General features: G+C 70.0%; 13 protein-coding genes. 4 read left to right on the top strand and 9 right to left on the bottom strand.

The features are described 5' to 3' along the window. The first annotated feature begins 13 nt into the window (after positions 1-13). Positions 14-373: a YrdB family protein gene (locus DOE79_RS16480; protein WP_120339425.1), complete on the top strand. Its 360-nt coding sequence runs from the start codon at positions 14-16 to the stop codon at positions 371-373. 3 nt (positions 374-376) lie between these two features. On the opposite strand, the gene DOE79_RS16475 is transcribed toward DOE79_RS16480, so the two are convergent. From DOE79_RS16475 to DOE79_RS16455, 6 genes are all read right to left on the bottom strand, one after another. After that, positions 377-712 carry a DUF1761 domain-containing protein gene (locus tag DOE79_RS16475; RefSeq protein WP_425455727.1) on the bottom strand — a complete coding sequence of 112 codons (336 nt, stop codon included), beginning with the start codon at positions 710-712 and terminating at the stop codon, positions 377-379. Further along, on the bottom strand, positions 637-1,215 hold the full coding sequence (locus DOE79_RS21185) for a helix-turn-helix domain-containing protein (protein ID WP_120339423.1): 579 nt from the start codon (positions 1,213-1,215) through the stop codon (positions 637-639). The genes DOE79_RS16475 and DOE79_RS21185 overlap by 76 nt, the downstream gene beginning before the upstream one ends. Next, complete coding sequence (locus tag DOE79_RS21180; RefSeq protein WP_425455654.1) at positions 1,161-1,397, bottom strand: DUF6597 domain-containing transcriptional factor; 237 nt, start codon at positions 1,395-1,397, stop codon at positions 1,161-1,163. Before DOE79_RS21180 ends, DOE79_RS21185 begins: the two co-directional genes overlap by 55 nt. Positions 1,398-1,466: 69 nt before the next feature. Next, a complete protein-coding gene (locus DOE79_RS16465) occupies positions 1,467-2,735 on the bottom strand; it encodes an MFS transporter (protein ID WP_120339422.1) in 1,269 nt (422 codons plus the stop codon). 53 nt (positions 2,736-2,788) lie between these two features. Further along, a complete protein-coding gene (locus DOE79_RS16460) occupies positions 2,789-4,684 on the bottom strand; it encodes a heavy metal translocating P-type ATPase (protein WP_120339421.1) in 1,896 nt (631 codons plus the stop codon). A 195-nt stretch (positions 4,685-4,879) separates the two neighbouring features. Next, positions 4,880-6,094, bottom strand: coding sequence for an NADP-dependent isocitrate dehydrogenase (locus DOE79_RS16455; protein WP_120339420.1), 1,215 nt, complete (start codon positions 6,092-6,094; stop codon positions 4,880-4,882). A 164-nt stretch (positions 6,095-6,258) separates the two neighbouring features. Here DOE79_RS16455 and DOE79_RS16450 point away from each other — a divergent pair, with 164 nt between their 5' ends. Next, positions 6,259-6,711, top strand: coding sequence for a GNAT family N-acetyltransferase (locus tag DOE79_RS16450; RefSeq protein WP_120339419.1), 453 nt, complete (start codon positions 6,259-6,261; stop codon positions 6,709-6,711). An 18-nt stretch (positions 6,712-6,729) separates the two neighbouring features. Next, the gene (locus DOE79_RS16445; protein ID WP_120339418.1) at positions 6,730-7,050 is read left to right on the top strand and encodes an MGMT family protein; all 321 of its coding nucleotides are present in this window, start codon (positions 6,730-6,732) and stop codon (positions 7,048-7,050) included. On the opposite strand, the gene DOE79_RS16440 is transcribed toward DOE79_RS16445, so the two are convergent. After that, entirely contained in the window at positions 7,025-8,206 is a 1,182-nt protein-coding gene (locus tag DOE79_RS16440) for an NAD(P)/FAD-dependent oxidoreductase (protein WP_162942806.1), read from the bottom strand. The genes DOE79_RS16445 and DOE79_RS16440 overlap by 26 nt on opposite strands. Positions 8,207-8,502: 296 nt before the next feature. Here DOE79_RS16440 and DOE79_RS16435 point away from each other — a divergent pair, with 296 nt between their 5' ends. Continuing rightward, positions 8,503-8,952, top strand: coding sequence for a cupin domain-containing protein (locus DOE79_RS16435; RefSeq protein WP_245976984.1), 450 nt, complete (start codon positions 8,503-8,505; stop codon positions 8,950-8,952). Between the two features lie 70 nt (positions 8,953-9,022). On the opposite strand, the gene DOE79_RS16430 is transcribed toward DOE79_RS16435, so the two are convergent. Continuing rightward, complete coding sequence (locus DOE79_RS16430) at positions 9,023-10,828, bottom strand: ABC transporter ATP-binding protein (RefSeq protein WP_120339416.1); 1,806 nt, start codon at positions 10,826-10,828, stop codon at positions 9,023-9,025. Beyond that, entirely contained in the window at positions 10,825-12,675 is a 1,851-nt protein-coding gene (locus tag DOE79_RS16425; RefSeq protein ID WP_120339415.1) for an ABC transporter ATP-binding protein, read from the bottom strand. The genes DOE79_RS16430 and DOE79_RS16425 overlap by 4 nt, the downstream gene beginning before the upstream one ends. Positions 12,676-12,851: the final 176 nt, after the last annotated feature.

Raw genomic sequence — 12,851 nt, 5'->3', positions numbered from 1 at the left:
GTAGGATTGGCGGGTGAACGACACCCGCCCCACCCCCGCCGTCGGCGTCAACGACGTCCTGCGTTTTGTGCTCGAACTCTTTGCCTTCGTGAGCCTGGCGCTCTGGGGGTTCCTGGCCTGGCCGTTGCCGTGGCCGGGCATCCTGTTCGGCATTCTCGCGCCGGCGTTCGCGATCCTGGTCTGGGCGTTGTTCCGGTCGCCGAAAGCCGTGTTCCGGCTCGACCCGTTCGGCAAGGCGATCGTGGAGATCTTCGTGTTCGGTGCCGCCGCCCTCGCCTGGTGGGACCTCGGCCAGCCGATCGTGGCCGGCGTTTTCGCCGTCGTCGCCACCGTCAGCGGCGTCATCTCAGGCCGCAAGGAACTCGGCGCCTGAGCGTTATTGCAGCGCGCCGATGATGGCGCCCATCGTGGTGAAGGACACCACGTTGTACGACCCGTTGATCAAGAACAGCACCGGGCTCCTCCGCTCGAAGAGGTAGTTCACGCCGAAGGCGGCAGCCACGAACGTCGCGCCGGCGGCGAACCCGGCGAACACGCCGAAGGCCAGCCCGTTCGAGCCGATGAACGCGGCCAGGCTGAGCGCCATCACGAGCGCCAGGATCAGCGACCCGAGGAACACCCGGGCGGTGCCGGTCTTCAGCTGGTCGTCCGTGACACCCGCGGCCCGCTGCCAGGGCCGGGCGAACAGCAGCGAGTACCAGAGCCCGCCGATGACGAAGGACGAGATCGCGGCCAGCGCGACCGCCAGCCAGTTGAGTGAGACATCCATGAGAGCTCCCGGGAGTGGTCGTCCCGGCCGGTCCGGGACACTGTCACGCTAGGCCTCACGGCTCGCGGGGTCTTGGAGAATTCCGGCACTCCGTCCAGCTCCGCCAGCGGCACGAAGGCGGCGTACTCGGGACCGTAGCGGGCGACGATGTCGAGGTACCGGGTGGGCGAAAGACCCGTGAACGCGCGGAACACCCGAATGAAGTGGGGCTGGTCGTAGTATCCGGAGGTGGCCACCAGCTCGGCCCAGCTCGGCATCGGCCCCTGCAGCGGCAGGGTATCGATGAACTGGCGGAACCGCACGATATCGGCGTAGGTCTTGGGTGTCACCCCGCACCAGGTGCGGAACTCGTCGATCAGCCGGTGGTGGCTGGTGCCGGCGGCCGCCGCAATCAGCGGGATGGGCGCATCCGGGTCCTTCTGGATGCCGGCCCAGGCCCGCAGCACCGCCGGCGGCGCCGCCCGGTTTCGCGTCTCTGCCCGCAGGGGTCAGAGAGGTTCACGATCAGATGCAGAGCAGGCTGGGGGAAAATCCGCTCGTAGCGCTCCTCGGCCGGCTGCTCGAGGTACCAGAGCCGCTGCACATCGGGCGCCAGGTCGGCCGGGACGGGCACCTCGAGGTAGGCCATGCCCCCACCGTAGGACCGACCGGGGCCGAGGACCACTCCTCCCCCGTCCGAACCGGGGCGCCAGGCGGCTTAGCGGTCGAGGGGATCGGCGGCCGCTGGCGCGGGCGGCTCCGGGGCGGGCTGCGCGGGCAGGCCGCCGGGCATCCGCAGCGCATAGAGCGACGTGGCGACGAACAGCAGGCCACCGAGCAGGAACGCGGCCGGGTACGACACTGTGTCGGCGAGCAGGCCGGCCACGAGTGGGCCGACGATGGCGCCGAAGTCGGAGAACATCGAGAAGATCGCGACCGGGCGCCCGCCCGCGCTGCCGGCGGCGTCGCCGACGGATGCGGCCGGCGCGGTGCCCATGAACGCCGCGGCGACCCCGTAGACGCAGAGCAGCACGGTGAGCAGCACGATGTTCGGGGCGAACGGGATGGCCGTGATCGTCACAGCCGCCACGAGGAACGCCCCGATGATGGCGGGTTTGCGGCCCACGGTGTCGACGAACCGGGACGCCGGCGCCAACGCGAGGGTCTGCGCGACGGCCGCGATCGCGAAGGCGATGCCGGTCCAAGCGCTGGGGCCCTTGAGCACCTCCACGACGAGAACCGGCACGAGCGCGCCGCGCACGCCGAACGACGACCAGCCCTGGGAGAAGTTGGCCAGGCAGGCGGCCCGGAAGCGGGGGTCGCGCAGCACTGTGCGCAGCGGCAGCAAGGGCGCGGCAGCACCGGTGCCGCCGGCGGCGACGCGAGTGGCCGGCTGCAACAGCACGAGGCCGATCACGCCGGCGACGGCGAGGGTGCCGGCGTAGAAGAAGAACGGGGCGGTGAGCGAGATGGTGGCGAGCAGGCCACCGAGGGCGGGCCCGGCCATGCCGCCGATGAGGAAGCCGCCCTGGTAGAAGCCGACGGCGCGGCCACGGATGCCCGGGGCGGTGGTGCGCAGCAGCAGCGTCATGGCGGCGACGGTGAACATCGCCGAACCGATGCCGCCAGCGCCGCGCAGCAGCAACAGCTGCGGGTAGCTGCCGGCGATGCCGACCAGGCCGCTGGATACGGCGACGATGCCGATGCCCACGGCCAGGATGGTGCGTTCCCCGGCCCAGTCGATGAGCTTGCCGCAGACGGGGCTGGCGACGAAGCGCATCAGGGCGAACGCCGACACCACGGCGCCGATCTCGAGGTTGCCCACGCCGAAGCTCTTCACGTAGACCGGCAGCACCGGCACGACCACGCCGAAGCCCACCATCACGAAGAACGCGATGACGCCGAGCACGTACACGTCACGGCCGAGCCGGGGTTCGTTCGCCGTGCGGCTGGGGGTGGAGCCGAACGGAAAACGGATGCGTCGCATCCCTCCAGATTAGGCCGTCAGCGGCCCGGCCCCGGCCGCCGGGCGGCGGCGGCTCAGCGGGTGGGCACCGGCTGGGCTGCCGTCTGCACCCGCGCGGCCGCACGGCGGGCGCGCACGTCCCGGCGCCCGCCGATGGCGCGCAGGGCGTTGAGGATCGTGGCGAGGTCGACCAGCTCCTGCAGCAGCGCCCCGATGGTGGCGGGGATCAGCCCGAACGCGGCCACCACCATGAGTCCGAGGCTCATCGCCATGCCCAGCCAGATGCTCTGCAGGGCGATGCGCACAGTGTCCCGGCCGATGCTGACCGCCCGCGCGGCGCGGGACAGGTCGTCGAGCAGGATCACCGCATCCGCCGACTCGCTCGCCGCGGTGGACCCCTTGGCACCCATCGCAATGCCCACATCGGCCACGGCCAGCACCGGGGCGTCGTTGACGCCGTCGCCCACCATGATCACGGGCCGCTCACGGATGGCGCGCACCGCGTCGACCTTGTCGACCGGCAGGCAATCCGCGCGCACCCGGGTGATGCCCACGAGCCGGGCGATGTGGTTGGCCGTGGGGCGGGCGTCGCCGGTGAGCATGACCGACTCGTGCACGCCGAGCCGGTCGAGGGCCTGCACGGTGGCCCGAGCGTTGTCGCGCACCTGGTCGCTGGCGACCACGCTGCCGGCGAACCGGCCGTCGACGGCGACGTAGATGGCCAGTTCGCCGCCGGCGAGGTCGGCCGGGTAGGCGTCGGGGGCGTGCTCGGCCACGAACGACAGCTTGCCCACGACGACCTCGCGGCCGTCGAATCGGGCGGTCACACCGTGCGCGGGCACCTCGGTGGCGGAGTCGGTGCGGAGCAGGGTGAGGTCGCGCTTGTCGGCGGCCGCGATCACGGAGGCGGCGAGCACGTGCGACGAGTACTGCTCGGCCGATGCCGCCAGGGTGAGCAGCTGGTCGGCGCTGAACGGGGCTTCTGGGGCCACCCGGGCGATGGTGGGCGCGCCGTAGGTGAGGGTGCCGGTCTTGTCGAACACCACCGTGCGGGCGCGGGCGAGCTTCTCGAGCACTCCCCCGCCCTTGACGATGATGCCGTTGCGGGCCGCGCGGCTCATGCCGCCCATGAACGCCACCGGCGCCGCGAGCAGCAGCGGGCAGGGGGTGGCGACCACGAGCACCTCGGCGAACCGCACCGGGTCACCGGAGACTACCCAGGCGATCCCACCGATGAGCAACGACACGGCCGTGAACGGCACCGCGTAGCGGTCGGCGAGCCGCACCACTGGGGCCTTGCTCGCCGCGGCCTCGGCTACCAGCGCCACGATCTGCTGGTACTGGCTGTCCGCGGCGAGCGCCGTGGCCCGCACGGTGGCGGCGGCCTGCCCGTTGATCGAGCCGCTGAGCACCGGGTCGCCGGTGCGGCGCTCAACGGGCAGGCTCTCCCCGGTGAGCGACGACTCGTCGAACGCGGCGGATGCGGAGACCAGTTCGGCGTCCACCGGCACGATCTCGGCGGGCCGCACCAGCAGCACGTCGCCGATCTGCACCAGGGTGGCGGGCACGTCCTCCACGTCGGAGGAGCCGTCGCGCAGCAGGTGCGCGATCTGCGGGGCCCGTTCGAGCAGGGCGTTGAGCTCCCGCTGGGCCCGGCCGGCCGCGTACTCCTCGAGGGCGGCGCCGCCGGAGAGCATCAGCACGATCACCAGGGTGGCCACGTACTCGCCCACCAGAATGGTGGCGATGATGGCCATGATCGCCAGGAGGTCCACACCGAACGCGCCCTGGCGCATCCGCCGGATCATGCCGACGGCCTCGATGCCGGCCACGACGAGGCCGAGACCTGAGTACAGCCATTGCACGGCCACGGGCAGGCCGAGGGCCCAGAGCGGCAGCCCGAGCAGGCCGACAAGGATGGCTGCCGCGACAACCGGGTACCGGCGGAATGCTCCAGCGAGCGTGGACATGGCTCCATTGTCGTCTCGGATGCGCGTGCGCACCAGCAAGGAGAGGCTGCCCTTGTGGCCACATCCCTTCCCAACTGTTCCCGAAACGGACATCTGCGTCCGGCGCACCGGACGCAGACGTCCGCGCGGGCAACAGTTAGGCGCAGAGAAGGCCCCGCCGGATGGGCGGGGCCTTCGTCATGCAATGGTGGCGGGTTACGCCAGGCGGGTCTGCAGGTTGTCGCTGATCGCGGCGAGGAATTCCTCGGTGGTGAGGTAGCCCTGGTCCGGGCCCACGAGCAGGGCGAGGTCCTTGGTCATCTTGCCGCTCTCGACGGTCTTCACGACAACATCCTCGAGGGTGTGCGCGAACTCGGCCAGCGCCGGGTTCTCGTCGAGCTTGGCGCGGTGCGACAGGCCACGGGTCCAGGCGTAGATCGACGCGATCGGGTTGGTCGAGGTGGGCTTGCCCTGCTGGTGCTGGCGGTAGTGCCGGGTAACGGTACCGTGCGCGGCCTCGGCCTCGACGACGCTGCCGTCGGGGGTGGAGAGCACGCTGGTCATCAGCCCGAGCGAGCCGAAGCCCTGTGCCACGGTGTCGGACTGCACGTCGCCGTCGTAGTTCTTGCAGGCCCAGACGTAGCCGCCCTCCCACTTCATGGCGGAGGCGACCATGTCGTCGATCAGACGGTGCTCGTAGGTGAGGCCTGCGGCCTCGAAGCGGTCCTTGAACTCGGTGTCGAAGATCTCCTGGAAGATGTCCTTGAAGCGGCCGTCGTACGCCTTGAGGATGGTGTTCTTGGTCGACAGGTAGACCGGGTAGTTGCGCTCGAGGCCGTAGTTGAGCGACGCGCGGGCGAAGTCGATGATCGACTTGTCGAGGTTGTACATGCCCATGGCCACGCCGCTGCCGGGCGCCTGGAAGACCTCGAACTCCTGCGGCGTGCCGCCGTCCTTCGGGGTGAAGGTCATGGTGAGGGTGCCTTCGCCCTCGAAGCGGAAGTTCGTGGCGCGGTACTGGTCGCCGAACGCGTGGCGGCCGATGATGATGGGCTTGTTCCAGCCCGGCACCAGGCGCGGGATGTTGGAGATGATGATCGGCTCGCGGAAGATCGTGCCGCCGAGAATGTTGCGGATCGTGCCGTTGGGCGAGGCCCACATCTTCTTCAGGCCGAACTCCTCGACGCGTGCCTCGTCGGGGGTGATGGTGGCGCACTTGACACCGACACCGTGCTTCTGGATGGCGTGGGCCGCGTCGACCGTGATCTGGTCGTCGGTCTCGTCACGCTTCTGGATCGACAGGTCGTAATACTCGAGGTCGATGTCGAGGTACGGGTGGATGAGGGAGTCCTTGATGGCCTGCCAGATGATGCGGGTCATCTCGTCCCCGTCGAGTTCGACGACTGTACCTGCAACCTTGATCTTCGACAATGGATTCTCCTCAGTGAGTCGGGGCGTGGTGGCCGTGAACAATCCTAGCCGAGGGCGGTAACTATCTTGACATCGAGAGAGTTGACCGGTCGGAAACGGCCCGGGAAGCAGGTCCCCCACAAACCCGACTATCAGCCTTCGCGACCGGACGATACCCTAGGTGCATGCCTGAACTCCGACTGGAAGAACTGTCCGCACGCAACATCGTCGCGGCCAACAACCTGAGCCTCAAGCCCGGTCAGGAGCAATTCATCGCGCCCGTCTCCTACTCGGTGGCGGCATCCGTGATCAACCCCAATACGGCGTGGCAGCGGGTGGTGTTGCTCGACGGCGAGGTCGCCGGCTTCATCCACGGCAACTTCGACCCCGAATCGCCCCAGGAAGAATTCCGCGCCTGCATCTGGCGCATCAACGTCGACGCAGAGGCGCAGGGCATGGGCGTGGGTAAGTTCGCCGCCGAAGCCCTCGCCGAAGAAGCCCGCCACCGCGGCTTCGACCGCATCACGGTGATCTGGGAACCCGGCGAGGAAGGCCCGGAGGCCTTCTTCCACCGCATCGGCTTCGTCGACATCGGCGAGACCCAGTTCGGCGAGGTCATCGGCGCCCTCACGCTCTAAGCCTGCACACCTCAGCCAGTGCGCCTGAATCCAGCCACCCCGTTCGTGGCGGCCGTGCTCGAGATCGTGGACTCCATCCCGCCCGGCCATGTGATGACCTACGGCGATGTGGCCGCCACCCTCGGTTCCCGCGCCGCCCGGGTGGTGGGTCAGACGATGGCGCAGTTCGGGGCGGATGCGCCGTGGTGGCGGGTGATCCGCGCGAGCGGGCATCCGCCGGTCGGGCACGAGGACCGGGCCTTGGAGCACTACCGGGCCGAGCACACCCCATTGCTCACCGCGACCGCACCGGATGCGGCCTACCGGGTGGATCTCAGCCGAGCCCGCTGGCGCCCGTGACCGGGTCGACCGGGGCCAGCTCCAGTCGGGCCTGCCAGTCGGCGACCTGCAGCGGCTGGTCGATACCGAGCACCGCGACAGGAACTGAACCGCGCCGGTAGACCGCGACCAGGTCGCCGGTGGACGGGCTGCCCGCTTCGACGGTGACGTCCTCGCCGCCGCGCAGCCGGCCGGCGAACTGCACCTGAGCGCCGCCCTGTTCCGAGGTCACCCGGGCGGGCGTCAGCGCCTCCGCCGGGTCGACCCCGAGGAGCGCGGCCATGGCGATGCCCGGCCGGTCGCGGGTGTCGCTCCAGTGCGGGATGCGCCGGTGCAGACCGGTGACAGGGTCGAACCAGGCCGCGCAGTCCCCGACGGCAACGACGCCGGGCACGGCGGTGGCGCCCGCCTCGTCGCAGACCACGCCGCCGCGCAGGTCGAGCCCGGCCTCGCCGAGCCACCCCGCGAGCGGAACCGAACCGATGTCGAGCAGCACCACGTCGGCGCCGATCTCCTCTCCCGTGGTCAGCCGCACCCCGGACACCCAGCCGGGTCCGATCAGCTCGGCCACCCGCAGGTCGGTGCGCACGGTGATGCCCCGCCGGGAGTGCAGCCGGTAGACGGCGTCGGCGACGGCTCCGCCGAATGCTGTGCACAGCGCATCCGTGGTACTGCCGAGCACCGTGACCTGCAGGCCCAGGTCGCGGGCGGTGGATGCCACCTCGAGGCCGACGATGCCGGAGCCGACCACGATCATGCGGGCGCCGGGCAGGAGTTCCTCGCGGAGCGCGAGGGCGTCCTCGACGGTGCGGAGGGTGTGCACTCCGCGGGGCATCGGGTGGAAGCGGCGCGCGGAGGACCCCGTGGCGATCACCACGGCATCCGACTCGAGGGTACGGCCGTTGGCCAGGGTCACCCGGTGCGCGGCCGCGTCGAGGGCCACGGCGGGCACGCCGAGTCGCCATTCGGCGCCGAGGTCTTCGCTGGGGGCCTCGAGAGCCAGCTCCCCGATGGTGGTCTCTCCGGTGAGGAAGCCCCGGCCCAACGGCGGGCGGTCGTAGGGGCGGTGGCGTTCGGCGCCGACGATCGTGAGGTGTCCGGTGTAGCCGTGGGCGCGCAAGGCGGCTGCGCTTGCGTGCCCCACCACCCCCGCGCCCACGATGGTGACTGACTGCATGCTGGGTGATCCCCCGATCAGACAGGCGCGCCACCGGCTGGGGTGACGGCTCGAGGACCGAGCTGACTCGGTCCTGGGCGGTTGTGTGGTGTTCTCTGGGTTCAGATTCGCGGCCCCGCCTAGGCGTGTCAAGCGTGTCGGGCGGGTTCTCGGCCAGTGGTTCGAAGGCTTTGACATGCCCGAAACACGGCCGACTCAAACCCCCGCCCACACCCCCCGCGAACTGGGACTCCAGCCTGAAAATCCGGGATTCTCGGGGCTTAGCTCGCAGGTCGCGGCGGGTGTATCGTGCCTGCATGAATGCGGCCGACGATCACGCCCAGGCACACCCGCTGGAGGCCCCGGAAGGAGCCGCGGTGGGCCGCGGGGCCGACACGCCGCCGCGACCCCGGCCGGCCGGCGCCGAACCCGCCGACCCGGTGACCTCCAACCCGGAGCACTACCAGGTGCTGTTCGAGAACGACCGGGTGCGGGTGCTCGAGTACCGCGACGACCCGGGCGCGAAGACCACGCCGCACCGGCATCCGGACAGCGTCATGGTCACCCTGAGCGACTTCAGCCGCCGGCTCTCGCTGGGCGACCGGGTCTTCGATACGGTTCTGGATGCCGGCGAGGCGCGCTGGCTACCCGCCCAGGTGCACTCGGGCGAGAACACCGGCGCATCGCCCACCCATGCGATCTTCGTCGAGCTGAAGGGCGATCCTCTCGCGGACCCCACCGCCCCGCCTCCGCTGGGCCCGTCCTAGCCCGCGAACCGTGACCCAAGCCCCAAGAAACCTCGGGTTTTCGGTGCCTGAGTCACAGTTCGCGGGAGGGTCAGACGAGGGACTCGCGCCAGGCGGCGTGCAGCTTGGAGAACCGGCCGGTGCCCGAGATGAGCATGTCGGGGGTGCCGTCCTCCACGATGATGCCGTTCTCCATGACGAGCACCCGGTCGGCGATCGCCACCGTCGACAGCCGGTGCGCGATGATCACCGCAGTGCGGTCGCTGAGCAGCGTCTGCAGGGCCTCCTGCACGAGCCGTTCGCTGGGGATGTCCAGCGACGAGGTGGCCTCGTCGAGGATCAGCACCGCCGGGTCGGCCAGGAACGCCCGCGCGAACGAGATCAGCTGACGCTGCCCGGCCGAGACCCGGCCACCGCGCTTGTTGACGTCGGTGTCGTACCCGCCGGGCAGGCCCACGATGAAGTCGTGCGCGCCCACGGCCTGCGCCGCCGCCTCGATCTCCGCCCGGGTGGCCCCTGGCTTGCCGATCGCGATGTTGTCGGCGACGCTCCCGCTGAACAGGTACGCCTCCTGGGTCACCATCACGATGGCCCGGCGCAGATCCTTGGGGTGCAGGTCGCGCAGGTCCACGCCGTCCAGCAGCACCCGGCCGTCGGACGGGTCGTAGAACCGGGAGATCAGTTTGGCCAGCGTCGACTTGCCCGCACCTGTGGAGCCGACGAGAGCGATGGTCTGCCCCGGCTCCAGGGTGAGGTCGAAGTGCGGCAGGATGACCCGGTCCGCTTGGTACTCGAACTGCACGTTCTCGAACTGCACGGCTCCGGTTGACGTCCACAGGTCCACCGGCTTGATCGGGTCGGGCACCCCGGGCTGCTCTTCGAGCACCCCGGAGATCTTCTCCAGCGCCGCGGCGGCCGACTGGTAGGAGTTGTAGAACATCGCCATCTCCTCCATCGGGTCGAAGAACCGGCGGGTGTACAGCAGCGCGGCCAGCAGCGCTCCGATGGCCAGCTGCCCGTCGGCGACGCGGAAGCCGCCGACCAGCAGCACCACGGCGACGGTGACGTTGCCGATCAGGATCAGCCCGGGGTCGAACACCCCGAACAGCTGGATCACCCGGGCGTTGACCAGCCGGTATGCCTCGACGAGCTTGCCGAAGACCCGTTCGTTCCGCGGTTCGGTACGAAACGCCTTGACGGCACGGATGCCCGTCATTGTCTCGACGAACTGCACGATCAGGCTCGCCGACGCGGTGCGCGACCGGCGGAACAGGTGCTGCGAGCGCACCTGGAACCAGCGGGTGAGCGCGAGCAGCGGCACCAGCGCGACGAGCAGCACGAGCCCGCTCACACCGTCGAGGGTGACCAGCGCGATGGCGGTGAACACCATGTAGAGCAGGCCCTGCACGAGCTGGTTGATGCCGGAGTCGAGGAGTTCGCGGATCGCGTCCAGGTCGCTGGTCTGCCGGGAGATGATGCGCCCGGAGGTGTACGACTCGTGGAACTCGAGGCTGAGCCGTTGGGTCTGCAGGAAGACGCGCTTGCGCAGGTCGATGAGCACGGCCTGGCTGATGCGCGCGGAGAGCACGGTGTACCAGGCGATCAGCAGGGCGCCGGTGACGCCGGTGACCAGGTAGACCGCGCCGGTCGCCGCCAGCGGCATCCAGTCCTGGTTGATCAGCGCGGGCAGGCCCTTGTCGATGCCGTAGGCGATCAGGGCCGGGCCGGCGACCTGCGCGGCCGTGGAGACGACCACGACGAACATCGCCACGACCACCGACCAGCGCACCGGGAACAGCAGCGAGCCGAGCAGGCGCAGCGAACGACGGCGGATCTGGCCGCTTTCCGCTTTGGTGTAGTCGAGGCGTTCTTCGCCTTCGACGCCGGTGACGCTCACAGCGATTCTCCCGTTCGGTTGGACTCTCGTCGTTCCTCGTCTTCCAGGCTGGAGATGACGAACTTGTAGTGCGGGCTCGAGGCCAGCAGTTCGGAGTGCCGGCCGACCGCGGTGACCCGGCCGTCCTCCAGCAGCGCCACCCGGTCGGCGAGCATCACAGTGGACGGGCGGTGCGCCACGATCAGCGCCGTGGTCTTCACCAGTACCCGGCGCAGGGCGGCTTCCACGAGCGACTCGGTGTTCACGTCGAGGGCCGAGAGCGGGTCGTCGAGCACGAGCACGGCGGGCGCCGCGGCGACGGCGCGGGCCAGCGCCACGCGCTGCCGCTGCCCGCCGGACAGGCTCATGCCCTCCTCGCCGACGAGGGTGTCGACCCCGTCGGGCAGGTCGTGCACAAAACCGGCCTGGGCGATGTCCAGCGCCTCGGCGAGCACAGCGTCGGCCTCCGGGCTCCGCTCCGCGAACTCCGGGCGCCCAAGCAGCACGTTCTCCCGCACGGATGCCGAGAACAGCGTCGCGTCCTCGAATGCCATCGCGATGTGCCGGCGCAGCTCCTCCCGGCGAAGGGCGCGCACGTCGACCCCGTCGAGTGTCACCGAGCCATCCGTCACGTCGTACAGCCGGGTGGTGAGCGCCGTCAGGGTGGACTTGCCGGAACCGGTGAGCCCGACCAACGCCATGGTCTCGCCGGGTTCGAGCACCAGGTCGACCCCGTCGAGCAGGTCGGGGAAGCGCTCCGGGGAGTCGGCGTAGCGGAAGTGCACGTTCTCGAACGCCAGCCGGCCGCGCGGGGCGGTGATGGTGACCGGGCGGGGCGGGTCGGTGATGGTGTTCGGGGTGTCGAGGATGTCGAAGAACCGGTCGGTGGCGGTGCGGGTGTCGAACGTCATCGACAGCAGGAACCCGATCGACTCCACGGGGAAGCGCAGCACGGTGGCGGTGGCGAAGAAGGCCACCAGTTCACCGACGCTGAGCTGGCCCTGGCTGGTGAGCCAGACGCCGGAGACCAGGCAGAGCGCGAACGCCACATCGGGAACGAGCAGCAACCACAGCCAGATACCGGCGATGGCACGGGCCTTCTCGATCTCGGTGCCGCGCAGTTCCTCCGCCTGGTTGGCGAAGCTCTTGAGCGCGAAGCTGCCGCGGCCGAACGCCTTCAGCACCCGGATGCCGTGCACCGACTCCTCCACGGCGGTCGCGAGGTCGCCGGACTGGTCCTGGCTGCGCCGGGCGATCACGGAGTACTTCTCCTCGAAGACGTAGCCGTAGATCCAGATCGGGATCGAACAGACCAGGAAGATCAGGCCGAGGATCCAATTCATCGAGACGAGGATCACGACGCCGGCGAGGATGGTGAGGAAGTTCACCACGAGCAGCACCAGGCCGAACGAGATCCAGCGGCGGATCATGTTGAGGTCGCTGATGGCGCGCGAGAGCAGCTGCCCGCTCGGCCAGCGGTCGTGGAAGGTCACGGGCAGGTCCTGCAGCCGGGCGTAGAGGGCGTTGCGCATCCGGGATTCGATGTGGGTGCCGGGCACCAGCACAAACCAGCGGCGCAGCGCGATCATCACGGCCTCGAGCACGCCGAGAGCCAGCACCGTGAGCACGGCGGGCCAGATCGGGGCGGTGTCGCCCTGGCTGAGAGCGCCGTCGACGAGCTGCTGCAGCACCTGCGGGATGGCCAGGGCCACGAGCGAGGCGAGCAGCGCAGACAGCATGCCCAGCCCGATGCGCGGCAGCGCGGGCTTGGCGAACGGGTACAGCCGCAGCAGCGTGCGGAGGGTGTTGCGTCGGGCGGCCGGCGTGGGCACGACGTGGGGCGGATGCTGTTCTGCAGTGGAGGTCATGAGTCGTTCCTGCTAAACCCGCGCGATTCTGGCGTCGAGCGGGGTGGATGATGCGTGCTGAGTCGGTGCGGGGGCCGTGGCGAAGCCGACGGTGGTGCCCGTGCTGGCGCGGGGGTGCCGCGTCCGAGAGGAGAAGCGGGCGGTGAAGCCCGCGATAGATGAGTGCCCGCGGAGGC

This window comes from Cryobacterium soli (assembly GCF_003611035.1).
Taxonomy (GTDB): domain Bacteria; phylum Actinomycetota; class Actinomycetes; order Actinomycetales; family Microbacteriaceae; genus Cryobacterium; species Cryobacterium soli.
This window is presented reverse-complemented; position numbering and strand designations above follow the sequence as displayed.